The 17,756-nt window shown below is 67.7% G+C and carries 11 protein-coding genes; 8 read left to right on the forward strand and 3 right to left on the reverse strand.

Going from position 1 to position 17,756, the window contains the following annotated elements; translation table 11 throughout:
• Window positions 1-50: 50 nt before the first annotated feature.
• Entirely contained in the window at window positions 51-3,119 is a 3,069-nt protein-coding gene (locus SFC76_RS08130) for a TonB-dependent receptor (RefSeq protein ID WP_416222404.1), read from the reverse strand.
• A gap of 424 nt (window positions 3,120-3,543) precedes the next feature.
• Complete coding sequence (locus SFC76_RS08135; protein WP_322848971.1) at window positions 3,544-5,634, reverse strand: alpha-glucuronidase family glycosyl hydrolase; 2,091 nt, start codon at window positions 5,632-5,634, stop codon at window positions 3,544-3,546.
• 180 nt (window positions 5,635-5,814) lie between these two features.
• Between SFC76_RS08135 and SFC76_RS08140 the strand changes: the two genes are divergently transcribed.
• The 7 genes from SFC76_RS08140 to SFC76_RS08170 all read left to right on the forward strand — a co-directional run bounded on the left by SFC76_RS08140 (window position 5,815) and on the right by SFC76_RS08170 (window position 15,146).
• Window positions 5,815-8,136 (forward strand): glycoside hydrolase family 3 N-terminal domain-containing protein, encoded by a 2,322-nt coding sequence (locus SFC76_RS08140; RefSeq protein ID WP_322848972.1) that lies wholly within the window; start codon window positions 5,815-5,817, stop codon window positions 8,134-8,136.
• A gap of 11 nt (window positions 8,137-8,147) precedes the next feature.
• A complete protein-coding gene (gene manD / locus SFC76_RS08145; RefSeq protein ID WP_322848973.1) occupies window positions 8,148-9,359 on the forward strand; it encodes a D-mannonate dehydratase ManD in 1,212 nt (403 codons plus the stop codon).
• A gap of 10 nt (window positions 9,360-9,369) precedes the next feature.
• On the forward strand, window positions 9,370-10,677 hold the full coding sequence (locus tag SFC76_RS08150; protein ID WP_322849094.1) for an MFS transporter: 1,308 nt from the start codon (window positions 9,370-9,372) through the stop codon (window positions 10,675-10,677).
• A gap of 239 nt (window positions 10,678-10,916) precedes the next feature.
• The gene (gene groES, locus SFC76_RS08155) at window positions 10,917-11,204 is read left to right on the forward strand and encodes a co-chaperone GroES (protein WP_322848974.1); all 288 of its coding nucleotides are present in this window, start codon (window positions 10,917-10,919) and stop codon (window positions 11,202-11,204) included.
• A 66-nt stretch (window positions 11,205-11,270) separates the two neighbouring features.
• Window positions 11,271-12,914 (forward strand): chaperonin GroEL, encoded by a 1,644-nt coding sequence (gene groL, locus SFC76_RS08160; RefSeq protein WP_322848975.1) that lies wholly within the window; start codon window positions 11,271-11,273, stop codon window positions 12,912-12,914.
• 167 nt (window positions 12,915-13,081) lie between these two features.
• Window positions 13,082-14,638, forward strand: coding sequence for a DUF6311 domain-containing protein (locus tag SFC76_RS08165; RefSeq protein WP_322848976.1), 1,557 nt, complete (start codon window positions 13,082-13,084; stop codon window positions 14,636-14,638).
• Between the two features lie 46 nt (window positions 14,639-14,684).
• Window positions 14,685-15,146 carry a DUF3429 domain-containing protein gene (locus tag SFC76_RS08170; RefSeq protein WP_322848977.1) on the forward strand — a complete coding sequence of 154 codons (462 nt, stop codon included), beginning with the start codon at window positions 14,685-14,687 and terminating at the stop codon, window positions 15,144-15,146.
• 21 nt (window positions 15,147-15,167) lie between these two features.
• Here SFC76_RS08170 and SFC76_RS08175 read toward each other — a convergent pair whose 3' ends face one another.
• Entirely contained in the window at window positions 15,168-16,208 is a 1,041-nt protein-coding gene (locus SFC76_RS08175; protein WP_322848978.1) for a mannose-1-phosphate guanylyltransferase/mannose-6-phosphate isomerase, read from the reverse strand.
• Between the two features lie 157 nt (window positions 16,209-16,365).
• On the opposite strand from SFC76_RS08175, the gene SFC76_RS08180 reads away from it, so the two are divergent.
• Entirely contained in the window at window positions 16,366-17,754 is a 1,389-nt protein-coding gene (locus SFC76_RS08180; protein WP_322848979.1) for a TIGR03013 family XrtA/PEP-CTERM system glycosyltransferase, read from the forward strand.
• Window positions 17,755-17,756: the final 2 nt, after the last annotated feature.

A 17,756-nucleotide genomic window follows, 5' to 3' on the forward strand; every position in this document is an offset into this window, starting at 1 on the left:
TCCCCCTGGCGGGGGAGGATCTTTTGCAAAACCCCGCCGGTCGATTCGGCCTAGAAGGTGCCGCGCAGGCCGACGAGGAACTGGCGACCCGGCTTGTACTGGGTGAAGGTCGCGTTCTCGAACTGGAAGTAGGAGCGCAGCGTCGCGTTGGTGAAGTTCGCCACGTTGACGGTGAGCTGCGGCGCCCCGGCGAAGCCGAAGATCTTGTCGAGGTCGAACGACGACGAGAAGTCGTAGGTCGTATAGTCGGTGCCGTACAACGCCGCCGCCGGAATGCCGTTCTGCGCGGCGCCGCTGTTCTGCGACCCCTCGCGCGAGGTGGTCGAGACGCGCAGCATGACGCCGTTCTTCTCGTAATAGCCGGTGATGTTGTAGGTGAACGGCGCGACGCCGAACGCGGTGGCGGGGCCGTTGCTGGTCTGGTCGACGATCGTGGCGTTGGCGTTGAAGCCGAAGCCGGTCACGCCGATGTGCCGCGTCAGGAAGTCGAGCGGCTGCACCCACTGGAATTCGAGGCCGTTGATCGTCAGCTTGTTGGGCACGTTGACCTGCGAGGTCACCTGTACCTGCGCGGTGTTGGGGCCGCCGCGCGCGTTGATCGCGATCTGCTGCGTCGAATTCAGCGTATCGTAGGTGATGCCATATTGCGCCAGCGCGGTGAACGGCACCGTGGTGATCGAGGTGTTGGTGAAGCCGGTGATCCCCTTGCGGAACGCGTTGAAGCTGATTACGCCTTCGCGCCCGGTATAATATTCGAAACCGAGGTCGAGGTTGGTCGACATATACGGCGACAGCGCCGGATTGCCGATGTTCGCCTGGTCGGCGGACGGCGCGCCGAAGCTGACGCCGGGCAACTGCGCCGACGGATCGGGCCGGGTCATCGTCCGCGATCCGGCGACGCGCACCACCGCATGTTCGCTCAGATCGTAGGCGAAGGTCGCTGCGGGCAGCCATTTCGCATATTCGTTGCGGGTCGAGACGATGTTGACGATGTTCGGATAGCGGCTGCCGTCGGGCAGGGTGGCACCGGCCGCGGTCGTGTTGCGCGGATCGGGCAGCGACACGCGTCCCTCGATCGTCTGGATCGTGTTGACGTAGCGCAGGCCGACGTTGAAGCGCAGCGTGTTGCCGCCCAGCTCCTGCGCGCCGTTCACCGTGGCGAAGGCGGATTTCACCACTTCGCGGATCGAGCCGCCGCTGGCGCCGGTGTTGGCGCCGCCGCTCTCGGGCGAATTGTCGTGGTAGAAATCGTAGTTGCTCGCCGCCGCGAATGCGGGGAAGTCGACCGTCACGAAACCGGCGGGGCCGGGCTTGAGATAGGTCGGGACCGCGCTGTTGGGGATCAGCGACCCGCCATAGCTGACCGGGCCGCTCATCCCGGCGGTCGCGCCGGTGCCGAGGCCCGGATAGGTCGGATAGCCCGCCGGGATCACGCCCGGCGCGTTGAGGCCCTCGCACGGCGGCTGCGAATTGGGCGATTGCAGCGACACGTTGGGATTGTTGCCACAGACCGCATTCTGCCACGCCTGGCTGTTGTCATAGCCGCGGATGCGCCGCGACACGTCGTCGAACGCGCCGCCGACCTTCAGGTTGAGCGCCTTGTCGCCCCAGGTCAGGTCGCCGCGGAAGCCCTTGTTGACGTTGAGCCGGCGCTCGTCCTGGATGTTGACGCGGCTGCCGGCGTACCAGCCGAAGTTCGCGGGATCGTTGAGGTCGAGGTTGCTCTTGATGCTGGGGATGCCGCCGTCGTTCGAATACGTGACGGTATTGCCGACGCCGAGCGGCGTGGTCAGGCCGACGGTCGGGCTCTCGCGATGGAACGTCGAGCGGGCGTAATTGCCCTGGAGCGTTAGCTTGAGCTTGTCATTGATCTCCCATTCGCCGCCGGGATTGACGCTGAACAGCTTGGTTGTCTCGATATACGGGCGGAATTCGTCGAAGAATTGCGCATTGGCGAAGGTGCCGCCGGTGACGGTGCAGCCCGCGCTGCAATCCGCCTTGTCGAAGGTCAAATTGGTCGGGATCGTCGCGCCGTTGCGCACGATCCACGCCATGTCCTCGCGGATCAGGTCGTTCTTCTTATAACCGTACAGGCCGTCGACGTAGAAATGCAGCGTGTCGGTCGGCTGCCATTCGGCGCTGACGATCGCGTTGAGGCGGTCGCGCGGGCCACGGATGTTGGCGGTGCGGCCGAGGCGCGGCAGCAGGCCGTTGTCGATCTGCTGGATCGACGCGCCGGGATTGTTGGCGAGGAGGAACGCGCTGTTGACCGTCGTGCCGGCGACGAGCCCGGCACCGGCGCCGGCCGGCACCACCGCGGGGATCGTCCAATTGCCGCCGCCGGTGCTGTTGCAGCCCGGGGTCGCGCCGCATTGCGCCGCGGTGAGCGCCGGGTTGGTATAACCGATCGTCTCGAACCCGCGCGTCTCGGTGAACAGCCGCTGTGCCGAGACGCCGGCGAGGATGCCGAACGTGTCGTTGCGCCAGCTGCCGATCAGCGAGCCGCGTGCGCCGATCCGGTCTTCGGGCGTCTGCTTGGTGCCCTGGATGTTATAGGCGAGGAACGAGGTGTTGCGGTCGAACGGCCGGGCCGAGCGCAGGTCGATGTTGCCCGCCGCGCCGCCCTCCAGCAGGTCGGCGGTATAGCTCTTGTTGACGGTCAGCTTGGTGAACAGGTCGGTCGGGAAGAAGCTGAGGTCGACCGAACGGTCGGTGCCCTGCGCGTCGGTCGCGCCCGACGAGGCGACGGCGATCGTCGCGCCGTTCAGCGTCACGTTGGTGAAATTGGAGCCGAGGCCGCGTATCGCGACGTTGGTGCCTTCGCCGGTGACGTCGCGGGTGATCGTCACGCCGGGAATGCGGTTGAACGATTCGGCGATGTTGGTGTCGGGGAACTTGCCGATGTCCTCGGCGAAGATCGAATCGGTAAAGCCGGTCGAGGCGCGCTTTGACTCGGTCGACTTGGCGAGGCTCGAACGATAGCCGGTGACGACGATGTCCTCACCCGGCGCACCCTGGCTCTGGTCGGTCTGCGGCGCGGGCGCGACGGCAGGGCCGTTGTCTTGGCCATCGGCGGGCGTCTGTTCCTGCGGCGGCGGCACGGCCTGCGCCGCGGCCATCGACGCGCTGAGCGTGCCGAGCGTGGTAGCGCACAACAAGGCGATGCGACGGAGACGGAGGGTACGGACGGTGCTCAACTTCAGGTTCCTCTCTGGTGACACGCTGCCGTCGTCGCGGCATGCGCAGCATGACGTGTCGCCGGCGGCGGACGGCCACCGGCGGATAGGTTGGACGCGGATCAGGTCCCGGTCGTGATGAGGGCGGCGAACGAGGTCGCACCGCCTGGCGATGCCGTCCCCAGCATCGTCGGCGAGGGGCGACGGCCCGTCAGCAATGTCAGCGATGTTCCAGCCATCCCGTCCCTCGTCACGCCCGTCTGCCGCGGCCTTTGATAGCGCTATCTTCCTCGTATTGGTCAGCAAGTCAATCGGTTTCGGTTAGGCCAACCGATGACGTTTTGTTCATGCTTTCAGCGGCATCGCGTCACGGCGTATGCCCCGGTGCGTGCGGGTAGCTCTGCGCCTTGTACCAGGCGAGGTCGTGCTCGGGCGCCGCGACGCCGGCGGGCAGCGGGCGGTGGTTGACCGACATCCAATAAGCGAGGCTGGCGTCGCGCCACCAGCGTGCCTCGCGCTGCTGGATCGCCAGATAGGTCGCGGTCTTCTGCCAGCGTTCGGCGTCGATCTTGTCGCGCAACGTGTCCCATTGGCGCTGCATGCCGGCGACATAGCCGACGCCGGCGTCGTAATGCGCGACCATATCCTCCCACAGCGTCTTCCCGTCCGCCATGCGGCGGTCCCAGCGGACATGGTGGAACCACAGCAATTCGCGTTCGGGCGTCGTCTCGGGCCGGGCAAGCCGGCGGGCCAGGGAGGGCGCATATTGGTCGACGGCGTCGCTGCCGGTGCGGCCGCGTTCAAAGCCGATGCCGTCCTGATCGGCGCGATGATAATAGGTCGGGTTCCACTCGGGCCGCGCCAGATCGGCGACCCACGGACCCGGCCCGTAATGGTGGCCGGTCGCCATCAGATGCGCGAGCCCGAACGCGCCGGTGTAATCGACCACCGCCTCACGCGATCCGGCCATCATCGCGGTCGTCGTCGCGATCACCTGCGGATCGGTGCCGAAGGTCTGCGCCGCCCATTCGCGCGCGATCCCGTCGGAAGTCAGATCGGGGTCCCAGGCGAGCCGGCCGAAGGCGTACCAATTGGCCTGGTTGAAGGTCGATCCGCTCCAGTCGCGATCGCGGCCGATATTGGCGACGCCCGCCATGCCGGTCAGCGTATGGCCCTCCGCCGATCCGTCGACGACGTCGGCGACGGTCTCGTCGCGGCGGCCGGTCTTCGCGTGCAGCGTCTCGGCGAACAGCGGGCCGAGATAGGCGAGGTGGGTGGCGAAGCCGAGATATTCCTTGGTGATCTGGAATTCGATCATCAGCGGCGTGCGCGGCATCGCGCCGAACAGCGGGTGGAAGGGCTCACGCGGCTGGAAGTCGATCGCGCCGTTCTTCACCTGCACCAGCACGTTCTTGGCGAAGCTGCCGTCGAGCGGCTTGAACTCGCTATATGCCTGTTTGGCGCGATCGGTCGGGTCGGTCTCGGCATAGACGAAGGCGCGCCACATCACGATGCCGCCGTGCGGCGCCACCGCCGCGGCGAGCATGTTGGCGCCGTCGGCATGCGTCGCGCCGTAATCGCGCGGCCCCGGCTGCCCCTCGCTGTTCGCCTTGACCAGGAAGCCGCCGAAATCGGGTATCGCGCGATAGATCTCGTCCGACTTCGCGCGCCACCAGGCGGCGACGGCGGGATCGCGGGGATCGGCGGTCTTCAGCCCGCCGAGCTCGACCGGCGCCGAGAAGCGCGCCGACAGATAGACGCGGATCCCCCACGGCCGCAGCACGTCGGCGAGCGCCGCCGCCTTGGCGATATAGGGCGCGGTGAGGCTGTCCGCCTTGGCGTTGACGTTGTTGATCACCGTGCCGTTGATGCCGATCGAGGCGTTGGCGCGGGCATAATCGGTGTAGCGCGGGTCCTTGAAGTCGGGCAGCGTCCACCAGTCCCACAGCGACTGGCCGGCAAAGCCGCGCTCCACCGTGCCATCCAGATTGTCCCAATGGTTGAGCACGCGCAGCTTCACCTTGGGCGCGGAGCGCAGGCCCGCCATCGCCACGCCGTCGCCGTCGCCGAGCGCGCGCAGCAATGCGAACGCGCCGTACAGCGTACCGCGATCGCCGTTGCCCGCGACCAGCATCACCGTCCGGCCCGCCAGCGTCACGCGGCGCACCAGATAGCCTTCGTCGCCCAGCCCGGCGAAGGGCAGGCGGAGTGCGGCGATCCCCGGCGCCGCGGCGGTCGCGACGACCACCGGCGGCGTGCCCGCGGGCAGCGCGCGGCGCAGCTCGGTTTCGGCGAGCCGCAGCGTCGCGCTGTCGCCCAGCCGCGTCACGGCGGCCTGACCGGTCGCCGGGGCACTGGTCCGCAGCCAGAGGGAATAGCCGTCATCGGCAAATGCCGGACTGGCCAGCGCCAGCCAGCTCGCGCCCAGCGCTCCGATCAGCGCACGATAGCCGTTCATCTCACTCTCCCGTCGCGGACGATTGACAAGCCCGCGGTCCAGCTTTCATGTTATCGCTATCAACATAACAGGCAAGCCGCATCGTATTGGTTTGCCAATCCCGGAGAGCCTGTCTTGACCTCACGCCCCGTCGTTTCGTCCCGTCGTGAGGTCTTGCGCTGGAGTGCCGGGGTGTCGCTGATGGCGTTGCTGCCCGCCGCCGCGCGGCCCGCGCTGCCGCCCTACAGGGATGCGCGCGCGCCGGTCGACCTGCGTGTCCGCGACCTCCTCGGCCGGATGACGCTCGACGAGAAGGTGGCGCAGCTCATCACGCTGTCGACCACCAAGCGCGACGTGATGGACGAGGCGCGCGGCTTCGATCCGGCCCGCGCCAGCGCCGCTTATCCCGACGGCATCGGCCAGATCGCGCGGCCGTCCGACCGCGGCGGTGCGGCGACCGCGACCGACACCGGCACCGACGTCACCGGCCGCTGGCGCAAGCCCGCCGACACCATCGCCTTCGTCAACGCCGCGCAGGATTGGGCGCGGGGCCGCACCCGGCTCGGCATCCCCGTGCTGTTCCACGAGGAATCGCTGCACGGCTATATGGCCCCGGAGGCGACCAGCTTTCCGCAGGCGATCGCGCTGGCGGGCAGCTTCGACCCCGGATTGATGACCCGCGTCCAGTCGGTGATCGGCCGCGAGGTGCGCGCGCACGGCACCGTGCTGGCGCTCTCGCCGGTGGTCGACATCGCCCGCGATCCGCGCTGGGGGCGGATCGAGGAGACGTTCGGCGAGGACCCCTATCTGTGCGGCGAGATGGGCGTCGCCGCGGTACACGGCTTGCAGGGCGAGGGGCGCGAGCTGGCGCCGGGCAAGGTGTTCGCCACGCTCAAGCACATGACCGGTCACGGCCAGCCGCAGGCGGGCAACAACGTCGCGCCCGCACAGATCGGCGAACGCGAGCTGCGTGAAAGCTATTTCCCGCCGTTCCGCGCGGTGGTCGAGCGCACCGGAATAGGGGCGGTGATGCCCTCGTACAACGAGATCGACGGCGTCCCCAGCCACGCCAACGGCTGGCTGCTCGGCGACGTGCTGCGCGGCGAATGGGGTTTCGACGGCGCGATCGTCAGCGATTACGCCGCGATCCCCGAACTCGACTATTTCCACCATATCGCGGCCGACGTGGGCGAGGCGGCGCGTCTCGCGCTCGCCGCCGGGGTGGACAGCGACCTGCCCGATGGCGTCGCCTATCGCACGCTCGCCGATCAGGTCCGCGCCGGCAAGGTGAGTGTCGCGGCGATCGACTCCGCCTGCGCGCGCATGCTGACGCTCAAGGTCCGCGCCGGCCTGTTCGAGGAGCCGCGCATCGATGCCCGCGCCGCCGCCCGCCTGACCGCGAATGCCGAGGCGCTGGCGCTCGCCCGCGAGGCGGCGGCGCGCTCGATCGCGCTGCTCAAGAACGACGGCACGCTGCCGCTGTCGCCCGATCGCCACCGCCGCGTCGCGGTGATCGGCCCCAATGCCGCCGTCGCCCGGCTCGGCGGCTATTCGTCGATCCCGACCGATCCCGTCTCGCTGCTCGACGGCATCCGCGCCAAGCTGAAAGGCAAGGCGGAGGTCGTCCACGCGCAGGGCGTCTTCATCACCCAGAGCGAGGACCGGTCCGCCAACGAGGTGCTGCTCGCCGATCCCGCGCGCAACCGCGCGCTGATCGCCGAGGCGGTGGGCGTCGCCGCGAATGCCGACGTGATCGTGCTGGCGATCGGCGATACCGAACAGACCAGCCGCGAAGGCTATGCCAAGACGCATCTCGGCGACCGCACCTCGCTCGACCTGCTCGGCGAACAGAATGCGCTCTTCACCGCGTTGAAGGGCACCGGCAAGCCCGTCGTGATCGTCGCGATCAACGGCCGCCCGCCGAGCTGGCCGACCGTGGTGGCGGGCGCCAATGCAATGCTGGAATGCTGGTACATGGGCCAGCAGGGCGGGCACGCGATGGCGGATGCCCTGTGGGGCGACGTCAATCCGGGCGCCAAGCTGCCGGTGACGGTGGTCCGCGACGTCGGGCAGGTGCCCTTCTATTACGATCATCAGCCCTCTGGCCGTCGCGGCTATCTGTTCGACGACGATGCACCGCTGTTCCCGTTCGGCTTCGGGCTCAGCTACACCCGCTTCCGCCTGTCGCCGCCGCGGCTGTCGGCGGCGCGGATCGGCGTGGCGGGATCGGTCACCGTCGAGGTCGACGTCGCCAATATCGGCGATCGCACCGGCGACGAGGTCGTCCAGCTCTACGTCCGCGACCAGGTGTCGTCGGTCGCCCGCCCGGTCAAGGCGCTCAAGGGCTTCGCCCGCGTGACGCTCAAGCCCGGCGAGAGCCGCACCGTGCGCCTGACGCTCGGTCCCGACGCTTTCCGTCTATGGAATGGGGAGATGCGCGAAGTGGTCGAACCCGGCCGCTTCGACATCATGACCGGCCCCAACAGTCGCGACGTCCAGACCGTCGCGCTCGACATCGCCTGAAGGATCATCCGATGCCCACGATCACCGAAGCCCGCGTCATCGTCACCGCGCCGGGACGCAATTTCGTCACGTTGCAGATCACCTGCGACGACGGCACCACCGGCCTCGGCGATGCGACGCTCAACGGCCGGGAACTCAGCGTCGCCAGCTATCTGGAGGATCACGTCGTCCCCTGCCTGATCGGCCGCGATGCGCACCGGATCGAGGATATCTGGCAATATCTCTACAAGGGCGCCTATTGGCGGCGCGGCCCGGTGACGATGACCGCGATCGCCGCGGTCGACATGGCGCTGTGGGATATCAAGGGGAAGGTCGCCGGCCTGCCGGTCTACCAATTGCTCGGCGGCGCCGCGCGCGATTCCTGCCTCGTCTATTGCCACGCCAACGGCACGACGATCGCCGACACGATCGAGACCGCGTTGCGCCACCGCGACGAGGGCTATCGCGCGATCCGGCTGCAATGCGGCGTGCCGGGGCTCGCCTCGACCTACGGCGTCGCCAAACAGGGCCAGCGCTACGAACCCGCCGACGGCGACCTGCCGAGCGAGGCGGTGTGGTCGACCGAGAAATATCTGCGCGTCGTCCCCGAACTCTTCGCCGCGGCGCGCGAGGCGCTCGGCTGGGACGTGCATCTGCTCCACGACGTCCACCACCGGCTGACCCCGATCGAGGCGGGACGGCTCGGCAAAGATCTCGAACCCTATCGGCCGTTCTGGATCGAGGATGCGACCCCGGCGGAGAATCAGGACGCCTTCCGCCTGATCCGCCAGCACACCACGACGCCGCTCGCGGTCGGCGAGGTGTTCAACTCGATCTGGGATGCCAAGCATCTGATCGAGAACCAGCTCATCGATTATATCCGCGCCACCGTCGTCCATGCCGGCGGCATCACCCATTTGCGCCGCATCGCCGCGCTCGCCGATCTCTATCAGGTCCGCACCGGCTGCCACGGCGCGACCGACCTGTCGCCGGTGGCGATGGCGGCGGCGCTGCACTTCGGCCTGTCGGTCCCCAATTTCGGCATCCAGGAGCATATGCCGCACAGCGACGAGACCGACGCTGTCTTCCCGCACGCCTATCGCTTCACCGACGGGACGATGCATCCGGGCGACGCGCCGGGGCTCGGCGTGTCGATCGACGAGGATCTCGCCGCCACTCATGCCTATAAGCGCGCCTATCTGCCCGTGAACCGTCTGGAGGATGGCACATTGTGGAGCTGGTGACGTGAGCGCGATCGGCGACGCGGCGGCGACCGCCCCCGAAACCGCCGTCCATGCGGTGGCGCCGCCGCGCGGCCGCATCCGCTGGCTGATCTGCGGCCTGCTCTTCGCCGCGGTGGTGCTGAGCTATATCGACCGGCTGGTGCTGGGCGTGCTCAAGCCGCAGCTCACCGCGCTCTACGGCTGGAGCAACGCCGGCTATGGCGACATCACCGGCTATTTCCAGGTCGCCTACGGCTTCGGCTTCCTGTTGTTCGGCTGGCTGATCGACCGGATCGGGGCGCGCAACGGCTATCTGCTCGCGATGGGCAGCTGGACGATCGGCCATTTCGCGCAGACGCTCGTCACCTCGACCACCGGCTTCGCGATCGCGCGCATCCCGCTCGCCTTCGGTGAGGCGGGGACCTATCCGTCGGCACTCGCGGCGGCGTCGCAATGGTTTCCGCGCAAGGAGCGGGCCTTCGCGATCGGCATCTTCAACGCCGGCGCCAACGTCGGCGCGGTGGTGACGCCGCTGCTGATCGGCTTCCTCGTTGTCAATCTGGTGCTCGACTGGCGCTGGGCGTTCATCGTCACCGGGCTGTTCAACCTCGTCTGGCTCGCCGCCTGGTGGCGGCTCTATCACCCGCCGCACGCGCATCCCCGCGTCAGCGCCGAGGAGCGCGCCTGGATCGAGGCCGAGCCCGCGGAAGACGTCGGCCGCGCCGGTTTCCTCGCGGTGCTGCGCCATCGCGAGGCCTGGGCCTATATGACCGGCCGCTTCCTGATCGATCCGGTGTGGTGGACCTTCCTGTTCTGGCTGCCCGACTTCTTCCACAGCCGCTACGGCTACGACCTCAAGAATTTCGGCCCGCCGCTGGTCGCGATCTACATCCTCGCCGATTTCGGCGCGATCGCCGGCGGCTGGTATTCATCGCGTCTGCTCAAGCGCGGCGTCGCGGTGGGCCGGGCCCGCAAGCGCGCGATGTTCGTCTGCGCCTTGTTCGCGCTGCCGGTGATGTTCGCCGCGCAGGCGAGCAGCATCTGGCTTGCGGTCGGCATGATCGGCCTTGCCTGCGCCGCGCATCAGGGCTTCTCGACCAACCTGTTCGCGTTGCCCGGCGACCAGTTCCCGCGCTATGCGCAGGGCACGCTGATCGGGCTCGGCGGTTTCGCCGGCGCGGCGGGGGGCTTCATCGCCTCCAAGTCGCTCGGCCTGCTGCTCGACAAGGTCGGCAGCTACGGCCCGTTCTTCGTCGCCTGCGGCCTCGCCTATCTCGTCGCGCTGCTCGCCTTCCACCTCCTCAACCCACGCTATCGCGACGTCGTCATCGCGCGCTGAGCCGATCGGCAGGGGCGGCGCACGGCCATCCGTTCGCCCGGAGCCTGTCGAAAGGCGGGTGATCATGGTGCACTTTGCGTCCGCCGTCCCGCGCAGCGCACCGTCTGCCGCCGCATCGCGTTTTTCTGCGCGGCGGAAGCCTTGACGATCCCGTGCAGCCGGCACATATCCGCCCCGTTGGCACTCGCGTTTCGTGAGTGCCAGAAATCTGTAACACTGACTGAAAGAGGGACTTCGCAATGACTTTTCGTCCGTTGCATGACCGCGTCCTCGTGAAGCGCGTCGAGGCCGAGGAAAAGACGGCTGGCGGGATCATCATCCCCGACACCGCCAAGGAAAAGCCCCAGGAGGGCGAGGTCGTCGCCGTCGGCACCGGTGCGCGCGCCGAGAACGGCACGATCACTCCGCTCGACGTCAAGGCCGGCGACAAGATCCTGTTCGGCAAATGGTCGGGCACCGAGGTCAAGGTCGACGGTGAAGACCTTCTTATCATGAAGGAAAGCGACATCCTCGGGATCGTCGGCTGACTTCGCGTCGCACCTCAATCGGTGTGACTTTTGTGAATTTCCAGACCAACTGAAAGGGTAGCCACCATGGCAGCCAAGGACGTAAAATTCGGCCGCGACGCGCGTGAGCGCATCCTCCGCGGCGTCGACATCCTCGCCGATGCGGTGAAGGTGACGCTTGGGCCGAAGGGCCGCAACGTCGTGATCGACAAGAGCTTCGGCGCACCGCGCATCACCAAGGACGGCGTCACCGTCGCCAAGGAGATCGAGCTCAAGGACAAGTTCGAGAACATGGGCGCGCAGATGGTGCGCGAAGTGGCCTCGAAGACCAACGACATCGCCGGCGACGGCACGACCACCGCGACCGTTCTGGCGCAGGCGATCGTCCGCGAGGGCATGAAGTCGGTGGCCGCCGGCATGAACCCGATGGACCTCAAGCGCGGCATCGACATCGCCGTCCTGAAGGTCGTCGAGGACATCAAGGCGCGCTCCAAGCCCGTCTCGGGCTCGTCGGAAGTCGCGCAGGTCGGCATCATCTCGGCCAACGGCGACCGTGAAGTCGGCGAGAAGATCGCCGAAGCGATGGAAAAGGTCGGCAAGGAAGGCGTGATCACCGTCGAGGAAGCGAAGGGTCTCGATTTCGAGCTCGACGTCGTCGAGGGCATGCAGTTCGACCGCGGCTATCTGTCGCCCTATTTCATCACCAACCCGGAGAAGATGACGGTCGAGCTCGCCGATCCGTACATCCTGATCCACGAGAAGAAGCTCAGCAACCTGCAGGCGATGCTCCCGATCCTGGAAGCCGTCGTCCAGTCGGGTCGCCCGCTGCTGATCATCGCCGAGGACATCGAGGGCGAGGCTCTGGCCACGCTCGTCGTCAACAAGCTGCGCGGCGGCCTCAAGGTCGCAGCGGTCAAGGCACCGGGCTTCGGCGATCGTCGCAAGGCGATGCTCGAGGACATCGCGATCCTGACCAAGGGCGAGATGATCTCGGAAGACCTCGGCATCAAGCTCGAGAACGTCACCGTCGGCATGCTCGGCACCGCCAAGCGCGTCACGATCGACAAGGACAACACCACCATCATCGACGGTGCGGGTGAAGCCGATGCGATCAAGGGCCGCACCGAGGCGATCCGTGCGCAGATCGAGAACACCACCAGCGACTACGACCGTGAGAAGCTCCAGGAGCGTCTCGCCAAGCTCGCCGGCGGCGTCGCCGTGATCAAGGTCGGTGGTTCGACCGAGGTCGAGGTCAAGGAGCGCAAGGACCGCGTCGACGACGCACTGCACGCGACCCGCGCAGCCGTCGAAGAAGGCATCGTCCCCGGCGGCGGTACGGCATTGCTGTACGCCACCAAGTCGCTCGATGGCCTGAAGGGCATCAACGAGGACCAGACCCGCGGTATCGACATCGTCCGCAAGTCGCTGACCGCCCTGGTCCGCCAGATCGCGCAGAACGCCGGTCACGACGGTGCCGTGGTGTCGGGCAAGCTGCTCGACCAGGACGACACGTCGTTCGGCTTCAACGCCTCGACCGACACGTACGAGAACCTGGTGACCGCCGGCGTGATCGACCCGACCAAGGTCGTCCGCACCGCGCTGCAGAACGCCGCTTCGGTGGCTGGCCTGCTGATCACCACGGAAGCGACCGTGTCCGAACTGCCCGAGGACAAGGCTCCGGCCATGCCCGGCGGTGGCGGCATGGGCGGCATGGGCGGCATGGACTTCTGATCCGGCACCGGGGCAGGCGCTGCCTGCCCCGGTCGACATCACGGCGCTATGCCGAGATGTCCGTTCCAAGTACCGAACACGAAAAGGGACCGCGCGGGCAACCGCCGGTCCCTTTTTGCTGCCGCCATTAACCAGATATGCGCTCCGATCAGATCAGGATGCCGCGCATGCGCCGCCTGTCCACGCCCGTCCTGCTCCTGTTGCTCCCGATCGCGCTGTTCCTCGCCTTCTTCCATCCGGCGATCCTCGACATCGGCAATGCCGGCTGGCTGCTCAACGGCAGCGACGCAGGGGAGAATGCGCTGGGCGCCCATGCCTATTGGCATGACCCCGCCGCCGGCGCGTCGCTGCGCACCCATCTGCTCAACGCACCCGACGGTGTGTCGGTCCTGTTCACCGACAGCAATCCGCTGGTCACGCTTGCAGCCAAGCCGTTCGCGGCATTGCTGTCTGCCGACGCGCAACTCGTCGGCCCGTTCATCCTGCTGTGCCTGATGTTGCAGACGCTCTTTGCCTGGCTGCTGCTCCGCCGCCATGCGCCGGGGCAGATGGCGCTCTGGGCCGGCGTCGCGTTGCTGGCCTTTCCGCCGACGCTGTTCAACCGCTTCGTCCACGCCAATCTGATGGCGCATTGGCTGATCCTCGCCGCGCTCTGGCTCTTCCTCGAACCGGAGCGCAGCCGTCGCCTGCGCTGGTGGGCGCCCTTGATCGCCGTCGCGACGCTAATCCATAGCTATCTTCTGATCATGGTCGGGGCGATCTGGGCGTCGACCCTGCTCGTCCGGTTTGCCGATGGCGAGCGGCGTGCGGTCCTCGGGCAGGCGGCGGCGATCCTGTTGCTGGTCGCGCTGCTCGCCCGGTGGCTCGGTGTCGGCGGGCAAGTGCCGGCGGGCAATTTCGGCGTTTTTTCGATGCCACTCGATGCCTTGTGGAATCCGGCGATCGCCCCCTTCTCCAACCTGCTACCGGCGCACGAGACGAGCCCCGGCCGCGGCTTCGAAGGCTTCCAGTATCTCGGCGCCGGCGGCCTGTTGCTCGTCGCGTTCGCCGTCGTCGTGGCGTGGCGGCGGCTACCTTCCCGCGAGAGGGAGCGGGAGACGGTACGGCGGCTGCGCGGCCTCGTCCCGGCGCTGGTCGTGCTCGCCATCCTCGCCATCGCCCGCTTGCCGCTGCCCCCCGAGGTCAGGGCATTGCTGGACCCGGTAAGGGCGTCGGGGCGGATGTTCTGGCCGGTCGGCTATGTGCTGGTGCTGATGGCGGTGCTGACCTCGTTCCGGTTGTCGGCACAGCGCGCGGGGCTGGCGCTGATCGGCATCGTTGCGATCCAGGTCATCGACCTCGCCGGCATGGCCGACGCGATCCGTGCGCAAACCCAGCCCGCAGGCGCGCATCGCCTCTACACCCGCACGCGCGATCCACGCTGGGGCGCACTGATCACGGGTTCGCGAAGCATCGCCTTCTTCCCTGCCGACGTCACCCGCGACCTCGGGCTGTTCCAGGAGATCGCCTGGCGCGCCGCCAATGCCGGTCGGCCGGTGTCCAACGTTTATGCCGCGCGCGCCGATCGCGTCACCATCCGCCGGGCGCACGCAGAGGCTGCCGCCTTCGCACGGGGGCAGCGTGTTCCCGGCCGCCTGTACGTCCTGCTCGCCGACATGCCGCTGCCCGCTGCGATGGCAGCACGCCGTCGGAGGATCGATGGCGTCGTCGTGATCCTGCCATAGCCAGGCCGGCAGGCAACCCGGCGGCGTTCTGCTCGTTGCTCGCGGCATGAACCATGATGCCGATCGTCCCGATATTCCTGCCGATGGTGTGCTGCTCGGCTATGGGCCGATGGTGCCGTTGGTCGTCGCTGCGGTGGGGGCCTGGGTGCTGCCGCCGCCGTGGCCGTTCTGGGCGGTGCAGCTCGGCATCATCTGGGGGGCGCTGGTGCTCGCCTTCATCGCCGGCGTGCGTCGCGGCTTCGGCTTCGGCTATCCGCGCGCGTCGAAGCCGGTCGAGATCGCGACCAGCATCGCCTATTTCACGCTCGCCGGTCTCGCGCTGGTGATCGGTCGACCGTCGGGCGCGCTGCTGCCGCTGATCGTCGGTTACGTGCTCGCCGCGTTGCTCGATCGCCGAGCGGCGCTCGCCGGCAATGCCCCCGCCTATTTCGCGACGCTGCGGCCCCGCCAGTTGCTGATCGGCGCGGCGGGACTGGCGGGCCTGTGGGCGTGGACGGTCGCCGCCTGAGCGCGACCGTCCGGTTCCACCTCAGTCCTTTTTCATCGCCGCGATCAGCTTCTTGACCTCCTGGCTGCGGCCGCGCGGCAGGATCATCACGTCGTTGCCGCTCGCCACCACGATCAGGTCGCTGATCCCGACCGCCGAGATGCGGATGCCGTCCGAGCGGATCAGGCAGTCCTTCGTATCGATCGCCAGCACGTCGCCACGATGCGCGTTGCCGCTCTCGTCGCGCTCGCTGATCGCGTGCAGCGCGTCCCAGCTGCCGACGTCGCTCCAGCCCATCGCCACCGGCACCACAGCGACCCGCTCGGCACGCTCCATCACCGCATAATCGATCGAATCGTCGGGCGATGCGCCGAACGCTTCGGCATCGGGATAGATGCGGACGCCGTCGCGGCGGGCCTTGGTCATGGCATCCTGCGTCGCGGTGAGCATGCCGGGGGCGTGTGCGGCGAGTGCGCCGAGGAAGATGTCGGCGCGGAAAAGGAAGATGCCGCCGTTCCAGGCATGATCGCCGGAGGCCAGCATCTCTTCGGCACGCTCGCGGATCGGCTTCTCGACGAAGCGCGCGACGCGGTGGACGCCCTCGGCGAGCGGCTCGCCGACCTTGATCCAGCCATAGCCGGTTTCGGGCGCATCGGGAGCGATGCCGAAGGTGACCAGCCAGCCGTCGGCGACCAGCGGCATCGCCGCCTCGATCGCGGCGTGGAAGGCGGCGACGTCGGCGATGACGTGATCGGACGGCATCACCAGCAACGCCTCTTCGCCCTTGGCGGCGAGCGCCGCGAGCGCGATCGCGGGCGCGGTGTTGCGCGCCACCGGTTCGAGGATCACCGCCTGCGGCGCCGCGCCGACGGCGTGGAGCTGCTCGTCGATATGATCGGCGTGCCGCGCATTGGCGACCACGATCGGCGCCGCGAAGGCTTCGCCGTGCGCGCGCTTGGCGGTCAGTTGCAGCATGGTTTCCTCGGCGGTCAGCGCCAGCAGCTGCTTGGGCATCTCGGGACGAGACATCGGCCACAAGCGGGTGCCGGACCCTCCGGAAAGGATCACTGGGACGATCGTCATGATGCGTACTAAACTCCTTGGGAGGCGCATCCCTAACCGAAATGAAGCGCGCGCGAAACGATCCTTAAGGGCGCCTTCTTCAAGTTTTCTTTTCTTTTTTCTGCGACCTGCGGGATAGCTGTCGGAAAAGCTTACAGACCGGCAGGAGAGGGCCCGCATGATCCGCCTGTTCAAGCATTATGTGCCCTATGCCGTGCTGCTGCTCGGCTTGGTCGACGCGTTGTTGCTGATGACCGCGGCGGAGCTCGGCTGGGTGATTCGCGCGCATCAGATCGGCATGCTGGTGCTGCCGGTGACCACCCGTCTGCCGCAATTGCTCGCCTTCGCGGCGGCGTTGCAGATCGCGCTGATCGCGGTCGGCGCCTATGGCGTCGGCTCGTTCCTGTCGCTGCGGTTCGCCGCGGCGCGGCTCGCGGTGGCGATCCTGATCGGCGTCGTCTTCCTGTCGATCCTCTTCTTCCTGATCCCGCCGGTGGCGCTGTGGCGCTCCAACCTCGCCTATGCGACGCTGATCGCGGCAGTGCTGCTGGTCGTGGTGCGCGCGCTGCTCAACCGGACGCTGGGTGGGGATACGTTCAAGCGGCGGATCATCGTGCTCGGCGCCGGGCATCGCGCCGCCCGGATCGGCGCGCTCGCCGACCTGCCGGGCGCCAATGTCATCGTCGCCGGCTATGTCGCGATGGGGGAGGCCGATCCGGTGGTCGCAGGCGCGGTGCCGCGCGACGCCATCCCCAACCTCGCCGCGCACGTCGTCGACCATGGCGCCGGCGAGGTGGTGCTGGCGCTGGAGGAACGCCGCAACGCCTTGCCGCTCAAGGACCTGTTGCGCGTCCGCACCACCGGCGTGGCGGTCAGCGAGATCTCGACCTTCCTCGAACGCGAGACGGGTCGGATCGACCTCAATTCGGTCAATCCGTCGTGGCTGATCTTCTCCGACGGCTTCGCCTCGGGCCGGATGCTGTCGAGCGTGTTCAAGCGCGCCTTCGACATCCTCGCCAGCCTGCTGCTGCTCATCCTGACCTTGCCGCTGATCCTGCTCACCGCGCTGGCGATCAAGCTCGAATCGCGCGGGCCGGCCTTCTATCGCCAGCGCCGCATCGGCCTCTACAACCAGGGGTTCGACATCGTGAAGCTGCGCTCGATGCGGCAGGATGCCGAGGTCGCGGGCAAGGCGGTATGGGCGGAGAAGGACGATCCGCGCATCACCCGCATCGGCCGCATCATCCGCCTCGTCCGGATCGACGAATTGCCGCAGACCTGGGCGGTGTTGAAAGGCGAGATGAGCTTCGTCGGGCCGCGCCCGGAACGGCCGCAATTCGTCGAACAGCTCGAACAGCATCTGCCCTTCTACGCCGAGCGGCATATGGTGAAGCCGGGGATCACCGGCTGGGCGCAGATCAATTATCCCTATGGCGCGTCGATCGAGGATGCCCGCCACAAGCTGGAATACGACCTGTACTACGCCAAGAACTATTCGCCGTTCCTCGACATGCTGATCCTGTTGCAGACCTTGCGCGTGGTGCTGTGGCCGGCGGGGGCGCGCTGAGC

Origin of the sequence: Sphingomonas sp. CD22 (assembly GCF_034556155.1) — a bacterium.
In the GTDB taxonomy this organism is placed as follows: domain Bacteria; phylum Pseudomonadota; class Alphaproteobacteria; order Sphingomonadales; family Sphingomonadaceae; genus Sphingomonas.